This window comes from Ralstonia soli (genome assembly GCF_023955655.1).
GTDB lineage: Bacteria > Pseudomonadota > Gammaproteobacteria > Burkholderiales > Burkholderiaceae > Ralstonia > Ralstonia soli.
Map to the genome: position 1 here is coordinate 163,795 of NZ_JAMXHT010000009.1, position 22,903 is coordinate 186,697.

Below are 22,903 nucleotides of genomic sequence, written 5' to 3' on the forward strand. Positions count from 1 at the left end.
AGCGGGTGCGGGTGAAAAACCGCGCGATTGTAGCGTTCAGTGATTGCTAAAACGCTTACAGGAAAACGCTTGCGATGCGTATTATTCGCGATCGAGTGACGGATCGAGCGGGTCCAGCGGGTCGACCACCCGCCCGCGTCGTACGGGGTGGCGCGGGCGCGCTGGCCAACTCGCCACCAGAATGCCCGCCACCACGCATGCCAGTGCCACGCCGTGCGGCCAGCCGGGCGTCTCGCCGAGCGCGACCACGCCGTACGTGGCCGCCGCAATCGGCAGCACCGAGGTGAACACGCCAGCCAGATGTGCGGGCACATGCCGGATGCCCTTCATCCACAGCCAGAACGAGAAGATGCTGGCCGACAGCGCATACCACAGCACGAGGCCCCAGATGGGCCATGGCACGCTCGATGCGTCGAAGGTAAGCAGCGGCACCAGCCCCAGCGGCAGCATCAGCAGCCCACCGATCAGGTGGGTGTACGCGCAGATTTCGATGGCGGGCAACGTTTGCGTCAGCCGACGCGACAGAATCACGTAGATCGACTCGCACAGCACCGCGCCCATCACGAGCGCATTGCCGAGCAGCGCCTGCGACGCATCGGCCGGCGCTGCGCCGGAAGACTCGCCGCCGCGATAGACGTTGAGAATCGCCACGCCCGCCACCGCCAGCACGACGGACACCAGCGTGCGTCCGGAGGGCTTCTCGCGCAGTACCACCCACGACAGCAGCGCCACCGTGGCCGGGATCGTGCTGGTGATGATGCCGGCGGCCAGCGCCGAGGTCAGCCGCACGCCATTGAGCATCAGCAGCGTGAAACCGAACGTACCGAAGAACGCCTGCAGGAAGAGGTTGGTCCACTCGCTGCGCGTCACGCGGCGCATGCGCGCCGGCTTGTACCAGGGCGCCATGCAGACGATGGCGATCAGAAAGCGCAGCAAGGCAAACAGCATCACCGGCATGACGGCGACGATCGATTTACCGAAGCCGACGTTGCTACCGACCAATGCCATGGCAGCAATCAGAAAAAGGGCGTGGATAGGCACAATGAAGAACGGGGTGGAAAACGGCACGGCGCGCGGTTTTCAGGCCGGCCATGTTGCGTTGCGATGCGTGCCATAGCATGAGGTGACGCATTATAGTAGTGCCCTTCGCGTCGGCTTGCGGCACTGGATTGGCGTCAGAACGCGTAAGGCTGGAGTCAGTTCAGTCGCTTAGATTCGCCGCAAAACGATCACAGACATCGCACTATCAGGAGACACCATGGCTGGCATTGAATCTGTCCTGCAGGAAACGCGCGTGTTCGACCCGCCCGAGTCCTTTGTTAAACAGGCAAACATCGCCGGCATGGATGCGTACCGTGCCCTGTGCGCCGAAGCCGAGCGCGATTACGAAGGCTTCTGGGCTCGCCTGGCGCACGAACACCTGCTGTGGCACAAGCCGTTCAGCAAGGTGCTGGATGAATCCAACGCACCGTTCTACAAGTGGTTTGAAGATGGCGAGATCAACGCCTCGTACAACTGCCTGGAGCGCAACCTTGAAAACGGCAACGCTGACAAGGTCGCCATCATCTTCGAAACCGACGACGCCAAGGTCACGCGCGTCACGTATCGCGAACTGCACGCACGCGTCTGCCGCTTTGCCAACGGCCTAAAGGCTCTCGGCATCAAGAAGGGTGACCGCGTGGTCATCTACATGCCGATGTCGATTGAGGGCATCGTTGCCATGCAGGCCTGCGCACGCATCGGCGCGACGCACTCGGTGGTGTTCGGCGGGTTCTCGGCCAAGTCGCTTCAGGAACGCATCGTCGACGTGGGCGCCGTCGCGCTCATCACCGCCGACGAGCAGATGCGCGGCGGCAAGGCGCTGCCGCTCAAGGCCATCGCCGATGAAGCGCTGGCCATGGAAGGCACCGACGCCATCAAGCACGTGATCGTCTATCGCCGCACCAACGGCAACGTGAACTGGGTGGAAGGCCGCGATCGCGCGATGGACGAAGTCGAAGCCGGCCAGCCCGATACCTGCGAAGTCACGCCGGTCAGCGCCGAGCATCCGCTGTTCATCCTCTACACCTCGGGTTCGACCGGCAAGCCCAAGGGCGTGCAGCACAGCACCGGCGGCTACCTGCTGTGGGCCTTGCTGACCATGCAGTGGACGTTCGACCTCAAGCCCGACGATGTCTTCTGGTGCACGGCCGACATCGGCTGGGTGACGGGCCACAGCTACATCGCCTACGGGCCGCTGGCTGCCGGCGCCACGCAGGTCGTGTTCGAGGGCGTGCCGACGTATCCGAACGCCGGCCGCTTCTGGGACATGATCGCCCGCCACAAGGTCAACACGTTCTACACCGCGCCGACGGCAATCCGCTCGCTCATCAAGGCGGCCGAAGCCGACGAGAAGATCCACCCGAAGCAGTACGACCTGTCCACTCTGCGCTTGCTGGGCACCGTGGGCGAGCCGATCAACCCCGAAGCCTGGATGTGGTACCACACGAACGTGGGCGGCGGCCGCTGCCCGATCGTGGATACGTTCTGGCAGACCGAGACCGGCGGCCACATGATCACGCCGCTGCCGGGCGCCACGCCGCTGGTGCCGGGTTCATGCACGCTGCCGCTGCCGGGCATCATGGCTGCCATCGTCGATGAAACGGGCGGCGACGTGCCGAACGGGCAGGGCGGCATCCTGGTCGTCAAGCGCCCGTGGCCGTCGATGATCCGCAACATCTGGGGCGACCCGGAGCGCTTCAAGAAGAGCTACTTCCCGGAAGAGCTGGGCGGCAAGCTGTACCTGGCGGGTGATGGCTCCATCCGCGACAAGGACACCGGCTACTTCACCATCATGGGCCGCATCGATGACGTGCTGAACGTATCGGGCCACCGCATGGGCACGATGGAAATCGAATCGGCGCTGGTGGCGAACCCGCTGGTGGCCGAGGCCGCCGTGGTGGGTCGTCCTGACGACATGACCGGCGAGGCCATCTGCGCATTCGTGGTGCTCAAGCGCTCGCGCCCCGAGGGCGATGAGGCCAAGCAGATCGCCACCGAACTGCGCAATTGGGTGGGCAAGGAGATCGGTCCGATCGCCAAGCCGAAGGACATCCGCTTTGGCGACAACCTGCCGAAGACGCGCTCGGGCAAGATCATGCGCCGGCTGTTGCGCTCGCTGGCCAAGGGCGAAGACATCACGCAGGACACGTCCACGCTGGAGAACCCCGCCATCCTTGAACAACTGAAGGACGCACGCTAACACTGGCCGCCACCTTGGCCACCGATCTGCAATCAGACAGCCGCTTTCGCAAGCGGCTGTTTCTGTATTACGGGCTCTATACCGTAGGGCTGCTGCTCTTCATCGTCATGATGGGCGCGATCGAGCGCGTGCGCGGGCCGGGCGTGTGGCTCGGCTACGTGTTCCTGTTCGTCACGATTGCCATCTACGCATGCATCGGGCTCATCTGCCGCACGGCGGACCTGACCGAGTACTACGTGGCCGGGCGCCGCGTGCCCGCGTTCTTTAACGGCATGGCCACCGCGGCAGACTGGATGAGTGCCGCGTCATTCATCGGCCTGGCGGGCATCGTGTTTGCCTCGGGCTACGAAGGCTTGGCCTACGTGATGGGCTGGACGGGCGGCTACTGCCTTGTCGCTTTCCTGCTGGCGCCGTACCTGCGCAAGTTCGGCGGCTATACGGTGCCGGATTTTCTTGCCAACCGCTATGGCAATGGGGAGCGCGGCGGTAGCTCCGTCGTGCGCGGCATCGCGGTGCTGGGTGCGACGCTGTGTTCGTTCGTCTACCTTGTTGCGCAGATCCAGGGCGTTGGGCTCGTGGTCACACGCTTCATCGGCGTGGAGTTTTCGGTGGGCGTGTTCTTCGGGCTCGCCGGCATCCTGGTGTGTTCGTTCCTGGGCGGCATGCGGGCGGTCACGTGGACCCAGGTGGCGCAGTACATCATCATGATCGTGTCGTTCCTGGGCGTGGTGTCGATCATCGGCTGGTATCGGTATCACGATCCGGTGCCGCAGCTCTCGACCGGCCGCCTGCTGCAGCAGATCGAGAAAGAGGAGCGGCGCATCGCCCGGGATCCGGCCGAGCAGCATGTGCGCGATCATTTCCTGAACGAGGCGCAGGCGCTGGAGGAGCGGATCGCGCACCTGCCGGCGTCGTTCGACCATGCGCGTGACGCATTGAATACGCAACTCAAGCTCGCCCGCGAGCGCAATGCACCGCTGCGTGAGATCAAGGCGCTGGAGCGCGCGCGCGAGGAGTTTCCGCCCGACGCGGCCACGGCATCGATCCTCTGGAACCAGGAGCGCGAAGATGCGCTGGAACGTAGCCGCGTGGCTGCGCCGTCCACCGAGCCGTTCCCGTCAAAGTCCGAAAACGAGCGCGGCACCGAGCGGCTGAACTTCGTGCTGCTGGTGTTCTGCCTCATGGTGGGCACGGCCAGCCTGCCGCACATCCTCACGCGCTTTCACACCACGCCATCGGTGCGCGAGACGCGCAATTCGGTGAGCTGGACGCTGTTCTTCGTGGCGCTGCTGTATGTGTCGGCGCCGGCGCTGGCAGCACTGGTCAAGCTCGACCTGCTGCAGCATCTGGTGGGGGCGCCGTTTGCTGACTTGCCGAATTGGATCGCGCCGTGGCGCAAGGTCGACCCGCCCGTATTTGCGCTGCACGACATCAACGGCGACGGCATCGTGCAATGGGCCGAGGTGCTGATGCAGCCTGACATGGTCGTGCTCGCGGCGCCCGAGATCGCCGGGCTGCCGTACGTGCTGTCGGGCTTGATTGCAGCGGGTGCGCTGGCGGCGGCGCTGTCCACCGCCGACGGCCTGCTGCTGACGATTGCCAATGCGCTGTCGCACGACGTGTACTTCCACATGATCGACAATACCGCCAGCCACCAGCGGCGCGTGACGAGCGCGAAGGTGGTGCTGCTTGGCGTGGCGCTGCTGGCGGCCTATGTGACGTCGCTCAAGCCGGGCAACATCCTCTTTCTGGTGGGGGCGGCCTTTTCACTGGCGGCGTCGTGCTTCTTTCCGGTGCTGGTGCTCGGGGTGTTCTGGAAACGCACCAACCGTGCCGGCGCCATTGCGGGCATGCTGACCGGTCTGGCCGTGAGTGTGTACTACATCATCGCCAACTACCCATTCTTCACGCGCATGACCGGCGTGCTGGGGCAGCCGTGGTTTGGCGTGGACCCCATCGCCTCAGGCGCATTCGGTGTACCGGCGGGGTTTGTCGCGGCGATTGTCGTGAGCCTGCTCACCAAACCGAACCGGCCGGTGGTCGACAAGCTGGTTGGCTACATCCGCGATCCGCTGTAGCAAGAAAAAAGGCCCGCGACTTCCCGGCGCGGGCCCAATGACGGCTTGGAGACTTGAAAGCGTGCGTCAGGCGACGCGGAAGAATGCCATCGTCGCATTGAGCTCCTGCCCCTGGTCCTGCAGCGATTGCGAGGCGGCCGCAGCTTCTTCCACCAGCGCCGCATTGCGCTGCGTGACTTCGTCCATCTGCGAGATCGCCTGGTTGACCTGCTCGATGCCGCGCTTCTGCTCGACCGAGGCGGCCGCGATTTCTTCCATGATGTGCGTGACGCGGGCCACGGCTTGCGTGACTTCGGTCATCGTCTCGCCGGCTTCGCCTGCCAGCGTGGAGCCATCGTGAATGCGCTCCACCGACGAGGCGATCAGCTCCTTGATCTCCTTGGCGGCCGTGGACGAGCGCTGCGCCAGGCTGCGCACCTCGCTGGCAACCACCGCAAAACCGCGGCCCTGTTCGCCTGCGCGGGCGGCTTCCACCGCGGCATTCAGCGCGAGGATGTTGGTCTGGAACGCGATGCCTTCGATGATGCCGGTGATGTCGGCGATCTTGCTCGAGCGCTCGCTGATGTCCTGCATGGTCGACACGACCTGGCTGACCACCGAGCTGCCCTTGAGTGCGACTTCCGATGCGGTGGAGGCCAGTGCGGTGGCGTGCTGGGCGTTGTCGGCGTTCTGCTTCACGGTGGAGGTCAGCTCTTCCATGCTGGCCGCGGTTTCCTGCAGCGACGATGCCTGTGCTTCGGTGCGCTGGCTCAGGTCGGCGTTGCCGGCGGCAATCTGCTTGGCCGCGCCGGCCACGCTGCTGCTGCTGTCGCGCACCTTGTCGACGATCTCGGTCAGGCGGCCGTTCATGTCGCGCAGGGCCGAGAGCAGGTGGCTCGTTTCATCCTTGCCTTGCACGTCGATGCGGCTGCTCAGGTCACCGCGCGCCACCGTTTTGGCGACGTCCACGGCGGTGCGGATCGGTTGCGTGATCGAGCGGGTGATGATCATGCCCGCAATGACGGCCAGCAGCACCGCGCCGATCGACAGCCCCGTCAGCACGTTGCGCTGCATGACGTATTGGGCTTCGTAGGCTTGCACGAGCTGCTCCTGGCGCTCGTGCGTGTAGGCGGCATATGCATCGGTGGACTTGATGAGCGCAGCCAGCAGCGGGCGGCACTCGTTGTCCATTTTCTGGATGGCCTCCTCGCGCTTGCCGGCCAGCGCCAGCCCGACGATGTCGGTCGCCACCGGGCCGTACTTCGCTTCCACGTTGTTGATGTCCTGCAGTAGGGAACGGGCACGGTCGCTGGTGTCGCGGGCGTTGGTGATCAGCTCGTTGAGCAGCTTGAGCTTGTTCTTCACATCGTCGTGCGCGCGAAGCACGTCGGCCTTTTCCAGCTCCAGATCCTGCTGCGTGACGACCAGCACCAGGTTGCGGGCGGCAATGGCGCGGCGGTCTACGGCTGTGCGTACGTCGTTGGCAACGTCGGCGCGGGCGCTGATGCCATGCACGTAATTCGAGAAGCCCTCGGTCGACTCGGACAGGGCTCGCAACGACATGCCCGACACCACGACAACGATGGCAGCCAGCACGCCAAAGCCCATGGTGAGCTTGGCCTTGATGGTCATCTGGGAAAGGTTCACAGCGTCCTCCGGTTTGCAGAATCAGTTCGAGTGGGGTCGCGCATCGAGGCCGTTAGAGAAGGGCAGCCGGCAACCACGATTGTTATGTGCAAGGTGCTGCGTAGATAAGAGGAAGGAGCGGGCTCCACCAGGGCGAGGCCGATTTTTCTGGGATTGCATTTCCGTGCCTCCACGGAGTTATCGGCATTGGGGTGGGGGTTCTTAATATGCCTTTTCGTACGCGTTTTCACTTAATGCATTGTGTGGCCGCTGTTTTGCCTGTGGAACGTTGTGCGGCAAGGCTCGGCGCCAGACAATTTCGGATCGTGTGACGGGTTATGAAAAGAGCAGTGGAATCGGCGCATTCACGCTGTGGTTACTGCCGCTGAAGTCAGGTATCGATATTGTCTTTACACCGCGTACTGCGTGGTTTTACGGATGTATTTAGGCGGCTACATATTTTGGTGGTGACCAGTGTGTAAAGAAAACGGCCCGCCGAAGCGAGCCGTCGGGCAACGCTGAAGGGGCGCGCGGCTAGAGCGCAGTGGCGGGCACCACAGGCAGGACCACCTTGGACGGGTGATCCGCATCGCTATAGACCGTCAACACGCCGATGAGCGAGTTGAGCAGCGTGGGCAGGGGGGGCACCCCCTGTGGCAGATTGCTCGCCCCGACAGCCACGCGCAGCTTGTGACCCTTGGCGATCAGCGCGCTGGTCGGAAACACCTCCACTGGAACCAGCACGGCGTGGCCGGGCGTGAGCGCCTGCACCGAGCCGGGGGTGAACGGGTGCCAGGGCTGGATCGACAGGCCGTTCATCATGCGCGAGCGGCTGGCGTCGACCGCGCGCAGCGACGCCGTCTGCAAACCGTCAGTGAGCGGGGTGACATTGCCGGCGGCATCCACATCGTCGATGCGCACCGACACGCCGGCATCCAGCGCCGTGGTGGAGATCCACACATCGGCTTCGATCGGGCCATTCAGGTAGACGTCGGCCGGCATGGGTGGCGTTTCGAACTTCACATCGGCGGCTTCGGCGAGGGTGTCGTCGGTCTGGCAGGGCAACGGGAGGAAGCCAGTCAGGCCTGCTGTCCACTGCGACAGGCTCATCGAACACGCGCCATTCAGCGGCTGTTGGGCGACCTGGCTGGCGGTTTCGTTGGCGGCCGGCGCGGTGGTCGACAGGCTCTTGTCGCCGCGCAGGAAGAGCTGCTGCGCCTGCACTTGCGGATGCGGCCAGTCGGTGGCGGTGGCGTAGTGGCCGTAGCCGGTCACGTACTGCGTAACGTTGGGCAGCGCATCGGCCCCTACGTTCATGCCCTTCACGTACTGGTCAAACCACTGCAGCTGGATGTGGTTCAGCGGTGGCACGCCGTCCACCGGCAAACCATTGCCCATGGCGGCCTGCAGGTGCGTCCAGGGGCCGATCAGCAGCTTGGCCGGTGCCTGCGTCTTGATGGCTTCATACGTGAGCGGTTCGCTGCGCTGGAAGAGATCATGCAAGCCGCCCACAACGAAGGTCGGTACCTTGATCTTGCCGTCGTTCTCCAGCGGCGAGCGTGTCGCCCAGAATGGGCCGTCGTAGGCGGTGGCTGTTGTGCCCAGCAGCGCCTGCAGCATCGTCGGCAACTGGAACGTTGTGACTGCGGACACCAGGTGCTGCAGCACCGCCGGCAACCCGATGGTCGAGTCGCTCAGCAATGTCGGATCCGTCAGGCTCAGCACCGACACCAGCCCGAACCACGCCGGGATGAACGTCAGGTTGGTCTGCCCGCCGGTGAAGACGATGTCGCGATACCCGTCGCCAATGGGCACGATGGGGAAGGCCGCCTTCACCGCTGGATGGTTCTGCGCGGCCGTGATGACCGTCGTGATGCCGAGATACGAAACGCCGTACAGGCCGATGGCGCCGTTGCTCCACGGCTGTTGCGTGACCCAGTCGACGACGTGGCCGTAGTCGCTCTGCTCGTCGGCGCCGAAGGCATCCCAGGTGCCTTGTGACTGGCCGGTGCCGCGCACGTCCACCACCACGGTCGCATAGCCGTGTTGGACGATGTACGGGTCCGCCCCGCCCAGCGCTGCGCCGATCGAAGCGGTGTATTGCGCGTTGCCGCCGTTGTATGAGGTCTGCACCAGCACCGTTGGGAACGTGCCGGAAGCAGGCTTGCCTGATGCGTCGGCCGGCAATGTCACGTAAGCGGCGAGCTTCGTGCCGTCGGGCATCATGATGTATTGGGTGGCTTGTCGTGCGATGCCGGCGTAGAGCGCGGGCGGGTTGTAGTCGACCCACTTGGCACCTGCGTTGCTCGTGATGGACGTGCCCGGTTGCGCAGCGGTGGCACGCGTGCCGAGCGTGGTCCAGTTGATTGCGGCGGGCTGTGCCGGCTGTGTTGGCTGCGGTGTGGTGTTTGAATTAAGCGGGGTGCTGTCGTTGGTGGCGACAGTCGAGCCGCTGTCACCGCCGCAGCCCGACAGCGAAAGCGCTACGCATAGCAGCACCGAAATCAGCGCGCGGCTGTGCCGCAAGCGTGGGTTGCCCATCTCCATGGGGGTGTCTCCTCTTGAATGCTCTTGTTGTTTGGGGGGGGCGGCATGCCGAGGGTGGCGGCACGCGGCAGCGCGCTTCCGGTCGGGAAGCGATGCAAGCGAAGAGGCCGGCGCAGAAGAGGGGTGAGTCACACGGCCGACCATGCGCCAGCGGGCTTGGACGCAAGGTAAAGCGCCAAGCATGCCTGTTAAGCGATGATGCGCACCCCGCCTCGCGCCGTACGTTGGAGCGTGTTCGGGGCCCGGAATACCCTTCGCGTTACGTAACGTGCGACGTAACGCAGGCGGCAGTGGCGCGATTTTCGGATGAGAAATCCGCACCCCACCGCCGGAGGGACTCTACCCGCCAATCCGCGCCAACAGGGCGTTTCAAACACGTCGGAATGACAATGGATGCATGCATAGAGTGCGCGCTCGAATGTGTGCTGGCACTGGCATGGAGGTTGCGTAACTCCAGCGGACACGCCCGGCACAGGGCGCCGCGCATAGACAGACAGGGGCCAATATGAACCGCACCATTCAAGACGTTGAAATTGCCGCCGCCATCGACGCGGACCTGCTGCGCCGTCGCGAGCAGTTTTCCGGGCAGCCCGCCGCATGGCGCGTGTGGTCCGAGGCCGCGCACGTTGCCACCCTGAACGAACGTGCGCGCATCGCCTTCATCGAACATGTCGCCGCCAGTCGCGGTGCTGATATCGCGCTCCGCCTGCTGATGAAGGCGCAGTCGATTCGCGAACAGATTACGCAGACGTTGCTCCTGAGCGAGGCACCGACGCTGCATTGAGTTAGCGAGGGGAATGCCGGCCGTGCAAGACGTGCCGGAAGTGCAGTGGGATGCAAAAGGCCCGGTCGGGAGACTGGGCCTTTTGTTTTGGGCGATGCGGATGGGCCGGGGAAATGAAAATGCCCGCTTGCGCGGGCATTTGTGTTCTGGCGGAGAGAGGGGGATTCGAACCCCCGATAGGCTATTAACCTATACACGCTTTCCAGGCGTGCGACTTAAACCACTCATCCATCTCTCCGGAAGCCCGCGATTGTAGCACACCGTGCGGGCCAGCCAAGCCTTTGTGCGTGTATCGAGGGGGCAGCGGTGGGTTTGTGCTCTGGAGGGGAACCACTATTGCCGCGCGCAGGCGTTTGAACGTACGCTTCGCCGCATAAAAGTCACAAAAAAGAAACCATCCGGAGACCCTCACCCCCATGGACTTGGACGTCAACCACAAGCCGGTCAGCGTCGATTGCGACCCGGCTACGCCGCTCTTGTGGGTGCTGCGTGATCACCTGAACCTGACCGGTACCAAGTTCGGCTGCGGCGTTGCGGCCTGCGGCGCGTGCACGGTGCATGTGGATGGGGCGGCGGTGCGTTCCTGTGTGCTGCCGGTGGCTGCTGTGGCAGGCAAGCACATCACCACCATCGAAGGCTTGGGCGGCGGCGAAGGCAAGCGCCACGCGCTGCAGCAGGCCTGGGTGGAAGAACAGGTGCCGCAGTGCGGCTACTGCCAATCCGGCATGCTGATGGCGGCCGCTGACCTGCTGGCGCAGCACCCCGACCCCACCGACGCCGACATCGACGCCGCCATGACCAACATCTGCCGCTGCGGCACGTACCCGCGCGTGCGTGCCGCCATCAAGCGCGCTGCCAGGGCGCTGCGGGAGGGGCAGGCATGAACGCCAACGCAACCAAGCCGACGAAGGTCCGTTCAGGACGCCGCCGCTTCCTGCTGGGCGCACTGGGGGTGGGCGGAGCGCTGGTGGTGGGTTGGGGCGTGATGCCGCCGCGCAGCCGCGTGGGCACTCCGTCCGTCTTTCCGGAACACAGCGGCGAGATCGCGCTGAACGGCTGGATCAAGATCACGCCCGAAGGCAACGTCGTGCTCGCCATGCCGCGCGTAGAGATGGGGCAGGGCATCCACACCGCGCTGTCGATGCTGGCGGCGGAAGAACTCGATATTCCGCTCACGCGCGTGCGCATCGATACCGCGCCGGTGGAGCGCATCTACGGCAACGTCGTCGCCATGGGCATCGGCTCGCTGCCGGTGCACCCGGACAGCGAGGGCAAGACCTGGGCGCGTGCGTTGGCCTGGGTGATGTCCAAGAGCGCGCGCGAGATCGGCCTCATCATCACCGGCGGCAGCAGCAGCGTGGCCGACGGCTGGCAACCGGTGCGCGAGGCGGCCGCCACGGCGCGTGCCGCACTGGTGGAGGCGGCTGCACGCGAATGGAACGTGCCGGCGGCGCAGGTCAGCATCCACGATGGTCAGTTGATCGGGCCCAACGGCAAGCAGGCCGCGTTCGGCGGCATGGCAAAGACGGCGCAGGGCATTTCTGCGCCTTCCAACGTCACGCTCAAGCCTGCCTCGCAATACCAGTTGATCGGCAAGCCGGCGCTGCGCAATGATCTGGCGTCCAAGACGGATGGCAGCGCGCGCTTCTCGATCGACACGCGCCTGCCCGGCATGCTGTATGCGGCCGTGGTCATGTGCCCGGTGTTTGGCGGCAAGCTCAAGACGTTCCAGTCGAAGGCGGCGCTCGGCATGCCGGGCGTGCGCTACGTGGTGCCGTTTGAAGGTTCGGCGGGTGGCGCACCCGGTGTGGCTGTAGTGGCCGACCACTACTGGCAGGCGCGTCAGGCCCTGGCAACGGTCGAGCCGGTGTGGGACAACGGCCCGCATGCCGGGCTCGATTCGGCCGGTATCCGGCAGCAGCTCATCAGCGCGCTCGACAGCGACAAGAGCGGCTTCACCTATCGCTCGATGGGCGATGGCTTGAAAGCCTTCGACAGCAAGGCCGACGGCGTGACCGTGGTCGAGGCGGAATACACCGCGCCGTATCTCGCGCATGCAACCATGGAGCCGATCAACTGCACGGCACAGGTGACAAAGGACGGCGTGCAGCTCTGGGCGCCCACGCAGGTCGCCACGCTGGCGCAGTTGGTGGCGGCACATGCGGCCGGTGTCGGCCGCGACAAGGTGCACATCGACATCCCGTTCATCGGCGGCGGCTTTGGGCGGCGGCTGGAATCGGATTTCATCGGTCAGGCCGTGACCATCGCCACCAAGACCGAGGGCAAGCCGGTGCAGGTCATCTGGTCGCGCGAGGAAGACGTGCGGCACGACTTCTATCGCCCGCATGCCATCGCACGGCTGAAGGCGCGCGTGGAGAACGGCAAGGTCACGGCGATCGCTTCGCGCAGCGCCGGTCAATCGATCCTCGCCGGTGAGCTGGACCGCCTGGCCGGCGCGCCCTCGGCGGGGATCGATCGCTACGCTGCGGAAGGGCTGTTCGACCTGCCGTACGAGATCGATCACGAACACATCGCGCATCTGGTGGTCGATCTGCCGATCCCCGTGGGGTTCTGGCGCAGTGTCGGCCACTCGTACAACGGCTTCTTCATGGAGGGCTTCCTCAATGACGTGGCGGCTGCGGCCAAGCTCGACCCGCTAGCCATGCGGCGCGATTTGCTGAAGGCCCATCCGCGTGAGCTGAAGGTGCTTGACACGGCGGCACAGGCGGCCGGTTGGGGGCCACCGCTGCCGCCCGCTGCCGATGGCGCACCGCGTGCGCGCGGGATCGCGCTGCACCCGAGCTTCGGCTCCGTGGTCGCGCAGGTGGTGGAGGTGTCGCTGAAGGACGGCAAGCCGCGCGTGCATCGCGTGGTGTGCGCGGTGGATTGCGGTACGGTGGTCAATCCGCGCATCGTCACGCAGCAGATGGAGAGTGCGGTCATCTTCGGCCTGACGGCGGCGCTGTACGGGCGGATCGACATCAAGGACGGGCAGGTCGTGCAGTCGAACTTCCCGGACTATCCGGCGCTCAAGATGGCCGAGACGCCCATCATCGAGACGCACATCGTGCCGAGCACGGCGCAGCCCACTGGCGTGGGTGAGATTGGCGTGCCGCCGATTGCGCCTGCCGTGGCGCACGCCGTGGCGCAGTTGACCGGCAAGCCGGTGCGGCAACTGCCAATCGTGTGAGGCTGACCACGTCTGCTGAACACGTGCTCACAGCAGCGCATGACGGATGGCAAATGCCGCGGCCTCCGCGCGATTGGCGCTGTGCGTTTTGCTGAGGATGCTGCTCACGTGGTTTGCCACCGTGTTCGGGCTGACAAACAGTTCGCGGGCAATCTGGCGGTTGCCCTTGCCCTGGGCCACCAGACGCAGCACTTGAGTTTCGCGACGGCTCAGCCCCGCAGGGTAATGCTCCATCGCAGCGGTCTGGGCCAACGCGCTGGCTGCGTCAATGCATGCCACCACACTGGTCATCCCGAGCGCTGCTGCCTCCTCTCTGGCTGCGTTCTGCAAGCGGGTGGCATGCTCGAGGTCGCCCGGCTCGCCGCGACGCAAAAGCATCTGGGCAAAGTACAGGCGCGTGCGCACGAGCGCTGGCCGCGCGCCTTGGCGCTCATTCATCGCCAACGCGGCTTCGAAATGTTGCTGGGCTCGCGGCAAGTCGCCCACCGTTGCACTCAGTGCGCCGAGTATCGCGTCGGCCGCGCCGAATGAGGCGATGGCCGTACCGAACAGCAGGTTGCGTCCGCTGGAAGGGGCCAGCAACTGGTACAGCGTTACGGCTCGGGCGGCATCGCCGAGGGCGTGGCAGACAATGGCCAGGTACGTGAGATTGGCCACCCAGACGCCATCGCGCGCAATCGCACGGAAGTCACTGTCGGCGAGTGCGTCGAACTTCTTGCGCGCCGCGTCCATCTGGCCAAGCTCGACGTGCATCAAGGCGATTCCGGGCTGCCAGACATCCATCGCGCTGGTGTGCTGAACGAAATGCTCCACCAGCGGTGCCACCTCGTGCAGTCGGCCCTGCTCGCGGCGCAGGGTGAACATCTGAACGCTGTAGGCACCGGCTGCGTCCATGCCTGGCATGCGGCGCGCGATTTCGTAAGCGCGGGGTATCAGGCGCTCCGCATCGGCAAAGCGCCCCTCGAACAACGCGTGCATGGCGCGCGACATGCTGGCGGTATAGCGGATGAAGGGCAGGCGCAGCGTCTCTCCGCCGTGCTCGTATTCCTCCAGGTTTGCGCGCCAGGCCGCCATGTCGCCGAGCTCGAAGTCATCGAAGAGGTGCCAGGCTCGCGTCGCGCACATCAGTATGCGATCGCCGGCCTGCCGGGCCAGTTCATATGCTTCGTCCGAGGCAGCGATGCGCTCGGCGATGCGCTCCTGCTGCCAGCGCAGCGACACGGTGGCGACCAGGGTATCGGCCAGCGTTGCCGGGTCGCCGGCGGTGCGTGCCACTGCGATGGCCTGCTCATGCACCCGGATGGCCTGCTCCTCCTCGCCGCTGAAGATGAGGGCGCGCGCGAGGGCGCTCAGCAGGCGGGCGTTCATCACGGGGTCGGCGCTGGTCTGGGCCGCAAGGGCTTCGCGCAGCAGCTCGGCCGCGGGGCCGCCGGGCAGCCCTGGGCTCCAGCTCGCCGTTTCGAAGCCGAGTGCCGCGTGTGCCAGCTCCTTGGTGTTGCCGTACTCGGCGCTCAGGCGCGCCGCCTCCTTGAAGGTCTGCATGGCCTGGAGCCAATCGCCGGCGCGGCTGTGCGCGGTGCCCAGCGCATTGAGCAGACTGCAGCGCGTCTCGCGTGGGAGGCCAGTGCCAACGTCCATCGCTTGCAGCGCCATCTGGCAATAGCGCGCCGATTCCTCGTGCGCAAGCTGGCAGTCGGCGCGCCGTGCCGCGCGCTGCGCGTAATCCACGGCCTGCGCGGCATCCCCGCCGGGCAGTGCAGCCCAGTGGTGATGGGCCAGTGCGGGGAGATGCGGCTCGAGGTCGTCGCCGCAGATCATCTCGATGGCGCGCGCGAGCTTCAGGTGGAGCCGGCTGCGCCGGGGTACGGGGATCTCGTCGTAAAGGGTCTCGCGAAACAGGGCATGGGCGAAGTGATAGTGGCCGGGTTCACGCAAGGCTTCGACCACACGGGCCTGCAGAGCCTCGTCGATCGCCGCGCTGCAGGCGTCCTCGTCGATATCATCCGCCAGGGCGGTCAGCAGCCGGAATTCGAAGGCGCGGCCGATGACGGCTGCGGCGGTGAGCACCTTGTTCGTGCTGGCGGACAGGCGATTCAGGCGGCGCCCGATCACTTCCTTGATGCCTTCGGGAATGCGCAGCGCACGGCTCGTGCCCGCTGCAGAACCTTCCTGTGCGAGCAGGCGCGTCATTTCACCGATGAACAAGGGGTTGCCTTCGGTCTGCACGTGAATCGCATCGACCAGCGCCGCAGCAAAGGTTGCCCCGCCGGCCAGATGCATCATGTGCGCCGTTTCCGCATGGGACAGCCCGCCCAGGCGCAGCCGTTCGAAGTGCGGTTGGCGCGCCAGTTCACCCAGCGTGGCCGACAGCGGGTGTTGCCTCGACAGTTCGACATCACGGTACGTCACGAGCAGCAGAATGCGGCTGCCAGCCAGGTCGGGGGCAAGAAATTCGAGCAGGCGCAGCGATGACGCATCGGCCCAATGCAGGTTGTCGAGAACGAGCAGTAGCGGGTGCTGTTGCGCTGCGCGCTGCCAGAACGTGTTCACGGCATCGAACAGCCGGAACCGGGCCTGGGCGACTTCGGTACTTGGCGCGGCAACGGCGCGGTCGCGTAGTGGTTCAGGTAACCGGTCGGCAAGGTCGGGCACGATTTCCGCAAGCGGCGCCACCCCGCCAGCCAGCGCACGATTGATGCTGTCTTCGTCGTGCGCGGCGATCCAGCTACGCACCAGTTGTTGCCAGGGCCAGTAGGGCGGCGCACCGGGCTCTTCATTGCAGCGGCCCCAAAACGCGCGCATACCTTGCCGTTCGGCCCGCTCGGCAACGATTTCCGCGGTGCGTGTTTTGCCGATGCCGGGCTCTCCGGCGAGCGCTGCGATGCTGCCGGTGCCGTTGTGTGCATGCGCCAACAGGCGATCAAGTGCCTCGAGCTCATGCTCGCGGCCGACGAAGCGGGCCATGGCCTGGCCGCTTTCTGTGCTGGCGGTCCGATCATCTTGCGTTGCAGGCTCAAGCGGCAACGGTGCGCCGCAGCCGTCGCAGAACTTCGCGTCCGGCCGGCACCAGCGGTCACAGCGAGTGCAGCGCATGTTGCGAAAGCCTTACACCAAGCTCTCCGGGCGCAGTTGCGTGACCTCGATCACCGCATCGGCGGGCAGGTTGGCCAGGCGCGCCGCCTGCCGGATGGCTTCCGCGCTCGGTGCTTCGTACAGGCAATAGGTCTTCTTGCGGTTGGCCGAGAGGAACGAAAAGACCCAGTTCACGCCGACGTCTGCATTGATCTTCTGGACGTTCGCGACGTCCGCGCCGCTCAACTCCAGCTCGTCGGCAAATTGGCGCTCGATGAGGAACAGTGGCATTGGGTTTCCCTCCTGACGCATCGACGGGCCATGCCGCCATTGCGTTTCATTGAAGGCCGAAGACCGGGCAAAACAAATAGTCAATATTGACTATCCCAGGACAGTTCGGGCGCCGCGCCAAAATGATCAAGGCAGCGGATAGAACCGACGACGACCGCTACCTAGACTTCCATCACGATTTCCCTGCCCGAAGTGCCAAGGAGGCCAACATGATGGAAGACACTACGGTGCAGGCCTCAGTGGAGGCCTCAGTGGAGACATTCCGCGCCCAGTTGCGTGGGGCGCTGATCGAGCCCGGCGATCCGTCCTACGATGCGGCCCGCCGCGTCTATAACGCAATGATCGACAAGCGGCCACGCTTCATCGCGCAGTGCGCGGACGTGGCCGACGTGATCGCGTCGGTCAACTTCGCGCGCGAGAACGACCTGCTTCTGGCGGTGCGCGGCGGCGCTCACAATGGCGGCGGCCTGGGTGTGTGCGATGACGGTCTGGTCATCGACCTGGGCCGGCTGCGCGGCATTCGCGTCGATCCGGTCGCCCACACGGTGCGTGCCGAGGGCGGTTGCACCTGGGGCGATGTCGATCATGCGACGCACGCTTTCGGTCTGGCCACGCCGGCCGGCATCATCAGCACGACAGGCGTCGGCGGGCTCACCCTGGGTGGCGGTATCGGCCATCTGGCGCGGCGCTTCGGCCTGACAATCGACAATCTGCTGTCGGTCGACGTCGTGCTCGCCGACGGCAGCTTTGTGACAGCCAGCGCGCATGCCAATGACGACCTGTTCTGGGCGGTGCGCGGCGGCGGCGGCAACTTCGGCGTTGTGACCTCGTTCGAGTTCCGCCTGCACGCACTGAGCCATATCGTCGGGGGCCCCACGCTGTGGTCGCTCGATCAGGCCGCAGAGGTGCTGCGCTGGTATCGCGACTTCATGCCGAAGGCGCCGCCCGAGCTGAATGGCTTTTTCGCGTTCCTCACCGTGCCGCCTGCGCCGCCGTTTCCGCCGGCACTGCATTTGCAGAAGATGTGCGGCGTGGTGTGGTGCTACTCAGGCGACCCCGCGGCGGCAGACGAGGCCTTCGCACCAGTGCGGGCGATGGAGCCCGCGTTGTACGGCGTCGGGACGATGCCTTATCCGATACTGCAAAGCGCCTTCGATGCGCTGTATCCGCCGGGTCTGCAGTGGTACTGGCGTGCCGATTTCGTCAATGACCTGCCGGACGACGCCATTGCCCTGCATGTGGAACATGGCTCGCAACTGCCGACCATGCACTCGACGATGCACCTGTATCCGATCGATGCCGCCGTGCATCGCATGGGGCGCAAGGAAACGCCGTTCGCCTACCGCGATTCGAAGTGGGCAGCCGTCATTGTTGGCGTGGACCCCGACCCAGCCCAGCGCGAGCGCATCACCAACTGGTGCAAGGGCTACTGGGATGCACTGCACCCGTATTCGGCAGGCGGCGCCTACGTGAACTTCATGATGGACGAAGGGCAGGAGCGCGTGCAGGCGACCTACCGCGACAACTACGCCCGGCTGGCCGCGATCAAGGCCCGATACGACCCGGGCAACCTGTTCCGCGTCAACCAGAACGTGCGGCCGGCGTCGTGAGCGTGTCAGCCTTGGCAACTTGGCGGTATGAGCGTTGGCTGCAGGAAACCCATCCTGCAGGAAAGGAGGTGTGAAATGGACAAGAGACTGTGGACCCTCGCCGCGGCGATCGTCGCTGCGTTGGGTGCGACTGTGGCGCATGCCAGTGCCACGCGGGATATGTACACGGATGGCGCCGCCGCCATGGAGGCACGCAATCCCTACACCGATGGCGGACTTGCGACGAAATTCGACGTCTACGCAGACGGCGCAAAGGCCGGCAAGTTCGATTCCTATACCGACGGCACGCACGCGCCGATGACGGACTGCGCCCGCTAGCCTTTCGGCAAAAAAAAACCGCAGGCGCAAACCTGCGGTTTCTTTCTTTGATGCGGTGCGAGGCGCTCAGGCCGCTTCCGGAAACACCGGCTCGCCCAGGTTCAGCATCAACCGGTTGGCCCACGCGAAGATCGCCACGGCGTGGATGAGGTCGAGGATCTCCGCATCCGTCAGCCCGGCGGCCTTGAGTGGTTTCAGGTCTTCGGCGCGCACATCGCCGGGGCGCAGCGTCAGGTCGATGGAGAACAGCGCGATGGCCCGTTCGCGCGCGTTCGTGCCGGCGGTGTGCGGGTCTTCGAAGACCTGCTTGATGACGTCGTTGCGCTTGGCCAGCTGCTCGAAGCGCTGGGCGTGAACGGAGGCGCAATACACACAGCCGTTCACACGTGATACCACCGCGCTGGCGAGTTCTCGTTCAGCGCGCGACAGGCCGCCGGGCGCATACATGATCGCGTTGAATGCAGCTGAGCGCTGACGCAGGATCTCCGGCTGGTGGACGAGGAAGCGGTAGTAGTCCGAGGTTTTCGCTTTCGGGTGGCTCTCTTCCAGCACGGCGATCTGCTCAGGCGTGGCGCGGTCCAGGTCGACCACATCGAGCCACGCATTCCATTCGAGCGATTCGTTGGTGAAGCCGTGGGCGCGGATGATCTCGGTCATGCTGCGGTCTCCGTGGAGGCGGGGGAGGTGTTGGCCCCGTTCAGTGCATTCAATGCGCGCAGGCCGGCCACCAGCCGCGTCTGATACGACAGGAAGGCGATGAGTTGCGCGAGCGTGACGACGTCTGCGGTGGCGAGGCCGGCAGCGGGCAGGCGCAGCAGCGCATCACGGTCGCCTTCGATGGGGCGCTCGACCAGCGTGCGCGTGAAGGCGAGGATGGCGCGCAGGCGTGTGTCGGCCAGCGTGTCCACTGCGTCCACATCGCCGTGTTCGATGGCTTGCAGGGCGTCCGTGTCGACGGGCGTGTCGGCCAGACGCAGTCGGTAGTGCTCGGCCAGTTCGGGCGCGGGCGTCAGGCGGCAGGCGTAGAGCGCCACGAGCAGGCGCTCACCGAGCGTGAGGCCGGGCAGGGCTGCGTCGAACAACCCGTCATAGCTGCCTTGCGTGGCAGTGGCGACCTTCTCGCGGGTGTGGCGCAGCGCATGTGTGGTGCTGCCCTCGTCCAGACCGGCAACGTGGTCGACCACATCTTGGGTGGGCGTGAAATCCATGGATGAAAGGCTCCGAGAATCGGGTACGGAGGCGCCGCGCGCAGCCACTGCGCTGGCGAGGAAACGTCGCACGGCGGCCCACGACTGCGCATCGGCGCGGGCATTGGCACGCGGCTCGCCACCGCCGGTGCTGATGCGACCAGACACCGGGTGCGCATAGACGAGCTGCGTGGTCGGCACATACGGGAAGACGATGGCGTGGCCCGCGCCTTCGTAGTCGAAATGCTCAACGGGGTAGGGGTGGCGCACCTCGGCCAGCTTGGCGGTGACCATGCGCGAGTAGTCGCCCGAGGGCCACGAGCCATCGTCGGTGGCGGAGAGCAGCAGTACGGGCCCGCGCGCACGCTCGATGCGGATGCGCGCACGCGCCACGGCGTCGGGGTCCTGAAGTGCGGTGCGGATGGCGCGCTCATGCCGATGCGGCGCCGGGCCTTCGTCGAACGGCGCCCAGCTGGCGGTGCGATTGCCTTCCCACAGATGCGGCAGCGGCTGGCCGCGATACAGCCACGTCGGGCCTTCGCGGCCGACGGCGGGGTCGGCGGCGTTCTGCCCGCTGTGCACCACGGCCCCCGGTACGTAGCCGATCACCGCAGAGACCGCCTCGGGGAACGTCGCGCCCAGCAGCAGTGCCAACTCGCCACCGCGCGACTGGCCGCTCACCGCGACAAAGTCGTGCAGCGGTTCGACACGCTTGCGCAGCCAGGCGAGTGCTCGCTCGAAATACTCCAGCGGCGTGTTGGAGATGTAGTCCGACAACCCCGGCGCCTTGAAGTAGGCGAGCGCAAACGCAGCATAACCGTGGGAGGCATACAGCGCCGCGCGCGGCTCGTTGATGCCGCCACCCGAGCCATTCAGGATCAGCACCGCCGGGCGGGGGCCCGGGTGCGCATACGGATCCGGAAGGTAGAGCGTGCCGACCAACCCTTCATCGCGCACCTCGTGACGTGTCACACCCGGCGCGGCGAGCCGCTGCACGAAGCTCGCGTGGACGGACTCGCCATTCGCCGTGGCTGTGAGCGTGGTCGTCAGCGGTTCGAACCCTGCTGCGGACAACGGCGGAAACACCTCGCGCGCCTTGCCGTCTTCGGGGCGCTGGCTCCAGACCAGGCCCATGGCGCTGACGCCGCTGTAGTCGCTGATCCCATCGCCGGAGACAGGCGCATCACGGGTCAGGTCGACGGTGCCTTGCGCGTCGGCTACGAATGCGGCGCGGGCATGCCAGAGTACGCCCGCATTTTTGTTACCTGCCCGATTTGTCTGCGCGACGATGCCGACCTGTGCGCCGGGCGCCAGCCCCGTCACGACGATCTGGCGCGATACGTCGATCAGGTCATCCGCCGGTGTAACGCTGAGCACGAAATTCCCCATGGCGTGCTTACTTGCCGTCCTTGGTGACCATCTGCGCGGCCGTGCGGTCGCTGGTCATCGGGGTCACCTTCAGGCCCTTCTTGGCGGCCCACACGTTCTGGTAGTGGTACAGCGGCACCACGCCCACGTCGTCCGACACCAGCTTGACCGAGTGGCGCAGGATGGCAGCGCGCTTCTCGGTGTTGAACTCTTCGGTGGAGGCGTTCAGCGCGTTGTCCACGGCCGGGTTGCTGTAGTGGCCCCAGTTGGACGCGCCCAGGCCTTTCTTGGTGTCGACGGTGGCCAGCACGTTGACCAGCGCATAGCTCGCCTCGCCTGTGCCGTTGCCCCACGCCAGCATGCTCATCGCGTATTCATTCTTGTTGGCGCGGCCGGAGTAGACCGACCAGGGCACCACCTCCACGCGCGCCTTCACGCCGATGCGCGTCCAGAACTGCGCCACCGCCTGCGCCGTTTCCGGGCCTTGCGGGTAGCGGTCGTTCGGCACGTGCATCACCAGGTTGAAGCCCTGCGGGAAACCGGCCTCGGCCAGCAGCTTCTTCGCTTGCGCCGGGTCGTAGGCAATGTTCTTGACCTCGGGGTTGTAGCCGTAGGTGTCCGACGGCATCCACTGGTTGGCGACGGTGGCGGCACCTTGCAGGATGCGATCGACGATCGCCTTGCGATCAATCGCCAGCGACAGCGCCTGGCGTACGCGCACATCCAGCAGCGGGTTGTTCGGCAGCGGCTTGCCGTCGTTGCCGGTGATGTACTGGTTTTCACCCTTGCGGAAGCTCGGCTGCAGCAGCATCACGCGCAGGCCGGGGTAGGCGAACACCTTTACGTTGGGTGACTGGCGCAGGCGCGCGAGGTCCGACACCGACACCTTGTCGATCACGTCCACCTCGCCCGAGAGCAGGTTGGCCGTGCGTGCAGCGGCGTTGTTGATGTAGCGGTAGTTGACCTTCTCCCAGATCTGCTTGCCGCCCCAGTAGTTGTCGTTGCGCGCCATCACCACGCGGTCGCCGGGCACGTACGAGACAAACTTGTATGGGCCCGTACCCACCACGGCGCGGCCGGCGTTGTAGTCCTCGGTGGAAGACTTCTCGCCCACGTGCTTGCTGACGATGTGCACGGACGCCAGGTTCAGCGGCAGGTCCGGGTTCGGGATGTTCGTCTTGATGATGAGCGTGAGTGGGTCCTTGGCCGTGACGGATTCCACCGTGCGCAGGTAGCCCGCGAAGGTCGCCACGCTGCCCGGCACGCTGCGCGCGCGCTGGTACGAGAAGATGACGTCATCCGCCGTGAACGGCTGGCCGTCGTGCCACTTCACGTTGGGGCGCAGCTTGAATTCCCACGTCTTCGGGTCCAGCGTCTTCCACGACAGTGCCAGGCCGGGCTGCAGCTTGTTCCACTTGTTCTCGACCAGCAGATCCCAGAAGTGCACGTCGACGGAGCGATCGCCCGCGTGGTTGTTCAGTTGCGGATCCAGTGACGACAGCGGATCGGCAAAGGCAATGTTCAGCGTCTGCGCGCCCACCGCCCCAGCGGCAGCGAACAGGGCAACGGCAAGCGACGAGGCAAGGAGGCGTTTCACAGTGGTTCCTTTTTT

Annotated in this window: 15 protein-coding genes and 1 tRNA gene; 7 read left to right on the forward strand and 9 right to left on the reverse strand. The window is 65.5% G+C overall.

Annotated features, from left to right (window positions below; genetic code table 11):
- Positions 1-81: 81 nt before the first annotated feature.
- Positions 82-1,041, reverse strand: coding sequence for a DMT family transporter (locus NG900_RS23265; RefSeq protein ID WP_315862388.1), 960 nt, complete (start codon positions 1,039-1,041; stop codon positions 82-84).
- Positions 1,042-1,258: 217 nt separating this feature from the next.
- Here NG900_RS23265 and acs point away from each other — a divergent pair, with 217 nt between their 5' ends.
- Positions 1,259-3,241 carry an acetate--CoA ligase gene (acs, locus tag NG900_RS23270; protein WP_252684183.1) on the forward strand — a complete coding sequence of 661 codons (1,983 nt, stop codon included), beginning with the start codon at positions 1,259-1,261 and terminating at the stop codon, positions 3,239-3,241.
- Positions 3,242-3,255: 14 nt separating this feature from the next.
- A complete protein-coding gene (locus NG900_RS23275; protein ID WP_252684185.1) occupies positions 3,256-5,319 on the forward strand; it encodes a sodium:solute symporter family protein in 2,064 nt (687 codons plus the stop codon).
- Between the two features lie 66 nt (positions 5,320-5,385).
- Here NG900_RS23275 and NG900_RS23280 read toward each other — a convergent pair whose 3' ends face one another.
- Both NG900_RS23280 and NG900_RS23285 read right to left on the reverse strand, forming a co-directional pair.
- Entirely contained in the window at positions 5,386-6,930 is a 1,545-nt protein-coding gene (locus NG900_RS23280; protein ID WP_252684348.1) for a methyl-accepting chemotaxis protein, read from the reverse strand.
- Positions 6,931-7,458: 528 nt separating this feature from the next.
- On the reverse strand, positions 7,459-9,471 hold the full coding sequence (locus NG900_RS23285; RefSeq protein ID WP_252684187.1) for a CocE/NonD family hydrolase: 2,013 nt from the start codon (positions 9,469-9,471) through the stop codon (positions 7,459-7,461).
- Between the two features lie 505 nt (positions 9,472-9,976).
- Between NG900_RS23285 and NG900_RS23290 the strand changes: the two genes are divergently transcribed.
- Positions 9,977-10,255 carry a DUF7696 family protein gene (locus NG900_RS23290; RefSeq protein ID WP_252684189.1) on the forward strand — a complete coding sequence of 93 codons (279 nt, stop codon included), beginning with the start codon at positions 9,977-9,979 and terminating at the stop codon, positions 10,253-10,255.
- 147 nt (positions 10,256-10,402) lie between these two features.
- Here the strand turns inward: NG900_RS23290 and NG900_RS23295 are convergent.
- Positions 10,403-10,493: transfer RNA gene (locus NG900_RS23295), tRNA-Ser, on the reverse strand.
- Between the two features lie 178 nt (positions 10,494-10,671).
- On the opposite strand from NG900_RS23295, the gene NG900_RS23300 reads away from it, so the two are divergent.
- Entirely contained in the window at positions 10,672-11,139 is a 468-nt protein-coding gene (locus NG900_RS23300; protein WP_252684191.1) for a (2Fe-2S)-binding protein, read from the forward strand.
- Positions 11,136-13,445 carry a xanthine dehydrogenase family protein molybdopterin-binding subunit gene (locus tag NG900_RS23305; protein ID WP_252684193.1) on the forward strand — a complete coding sequence of 770 codons (2,310 nt, stop codon included), beginning with the start codon at positions 11,136-11,138 and terminating at the stop codon, positions 13,443-13,445. Before NG900_RS23300 ends, NG900_RS23305 begins: the two co-directional genes overlap by 4 nt.
- Positions 13,446-13,472: 27 nt before the next feature.
- Here NG900_RS23305 and NG900_RS23310 read toward each other — a convergent pair whose 3' ends face one another.
- Both NG900_RS23310 and NG900_RS23315 read right to left on the reverse strand, forming a co-directional pair.
- Entirely contained in the window at positions 13,473-16,409 is a 2,937-nt protein-coding gene (locus NG900_RS23310; protein ID WP_252684195.1) for an ATP-binding protein, read from the reverse strand.
- 141 nt (positions 16,410-16,550) lie between these two features.
- Complete coding sequence (locus NG900_RS23315; protein WP_252684197.1) at positions 16,551-16,808, reverse strand: DUF4242 domain-containing protein; 258 nt, start codon at positions 16,806-16,808, stop codon at positions 16,551-16,553.
- Between the two features lie 209 nt (positions 16,809-17,017).
- On the opposite strand from NG900_RS23315, the gene NG900_RS23320 reads away from it, so the two are divergent.
- Together NG900_RS23320 and NG900_RS23325 are read left to right on the forward strand one after the other, a co-directional pair.
- Positions 17,018-18,418, forward strand: a complete 1,401-nt coding sequence (locus tag NG900_RS23320; RefSeq protein ID WP_252684199.1) for an FAD-binding oxidoreductase — start codon at positions 17,018-17,020, stop codon at positions 18,416-18,418.
- A 75-nt stretch (positions 18,419-18,493) separates the two neighbouring features.
- Positions 18,494-18,736: a hypothetical protein gene (locus NG900_RS23325; RefSeq protein ID WP_252684201.1), complete on the forward strand. Its 243-nt coding sequence runs from the start codon at positions 18,494-18,496 to the stop codon at positions 18,734-18,736.
- A gap of 66 nt (positions 18,737-18,802) precedes the next feature.
- Here the strand turns inward: NG900_RS23325 and NG900_RS23330 are convergent, their stop codons facing one another.
- Genes NG900_RS23330 through NG900_RS23340 form a run of 3 tightly spaced genes read right to left on the reverse strand, consistent with a single transcriptional unit; the run spans position 18,803 to position 22,888 of the window.
- On the reverse strand, positions 18,803-19,393 hold the full coding sequence (locus tag NG900_RS23330) for a peroxidase-related enzyme (RefSeq protein WP_252684203.1): 591 nt from the start codon (positions 19,391-19,393) through the stop codon (positions 18,803-18,805).
- A complete protein-coding gene (locus NG900_RS23335; protein ID WP_252684205.1) occupies positions 19,390-21,312 on the reverse strand; it encodes an acyl-CoA thioester hydrolase/BAAT C-terminal domain-containing protein in 1,923 nt (640 codons plus the stop codon). The genes NG900_RS23330 and NG900_RS23335 overlap by 4 nt, the downstream gene beginning before the upstream one ends.
- A 7-nt stretch (positions 21,313-21,319) precedes the next feature.
- Positions 21,320-22,888, reverse strand: a complete 1,569-nt coding sequence (locus NG900_RS23340; protein WP_252684207.1) for an ABC transporter substrate-binding protein — start codon at positions 22,886-22,888, stop codon at positions 21,320-21,322.
- Positions 22,889-22,903 lie beyond the last annotated feature (15 nt).

Excerpts from the sequence above, each read along its gene's own strand:
- acs (WP_252684183.1), top strand. The coding sequence starts at position 1,259 with ATGGCTGGCATTGAATCTGTCCTGCAGGAAACGCGCGTGTTCGACCCG.
- NG900_RS23280 (WP_252684348.1), bottom strand. The coding sequence starts at position 6,930 with ATGACCATCAAGGCCAAGCTCACCATGGGCTTTGGCGTGCTGGCTGCC.
- NG900_RS23285 (WP_252684187.1), bottom strand. The coding sequence starts at position 9,471 with ATGGAGATGGGCAACCCACGCTTGCGGCACAGCCGCGCGCTGATTTCG.
- NG900_RS23290 (WP_252684189.1), top strand. The coding sequence starts at position 9,977 with ATGAACCGCACCATTCAAGACGTTGAAATTGCCGCCGCCATCGACGCG.
- NG900_RS23300 (WP_252684191.1), top strand. The coding sequence starts at position 10,672 with ATGGACTTGGACGTCAACCACAAGCCGGTCAGCGTCGATTGCGACCCG.
- NG900_RS23305 (WP_252684193.1), top strand. The coding sequence starts at position 11,136 with ATGAACGCCAACGCAACCAAGCCGACGAAGGTCCGTTCAGGACGCCGC.
- NG900_RS23310 (WP_252684195.1), bottom strand. The coding sequence starts at position 16,409 with ATGGCCCGCTTCGTCGGCCGCGAGCATGAGCTCGAGGCACTTGATCGC.
- NG900_RS23315 (WP_252684197.1), bottom strand. The coding sequence starts at position 16,808 with ATGCCACTGTTCCTCATCGAGCGCCAATTTGCCGACGAGCTGGAGTTG.
- NG900_RS23320 (WP_252684199.1), top strand. The coding sequence starts at position 17,018 with ATGATGGAAGACACTACGGTGCAGGCCTCAGTGGAGGCCTCAGTGGAG.
- NG900_RS23325 (WP_252684201.1), top strand. The coding sequence starts at position 18,494 with ATGGACAAGAGACTGTGGACCCTCGCCGCGGCGATCGTCGCTGCGTTG.
- NG900_RS23330 (WP_252684203.1), bottom strand. The coding sequence starts at position 19,393 with ATGACCGAGATCATCCGCGCCCACGGCTTCACCAACGAATCGCTCGAA.
- NG900_RS23335 (WP_252684205.1), bottom strand. The coding sequence starts at position 21,312 with ATGGGGAATTTCGTGCTCAGCGTTACACCGGCGGATGACCTGATCGAC.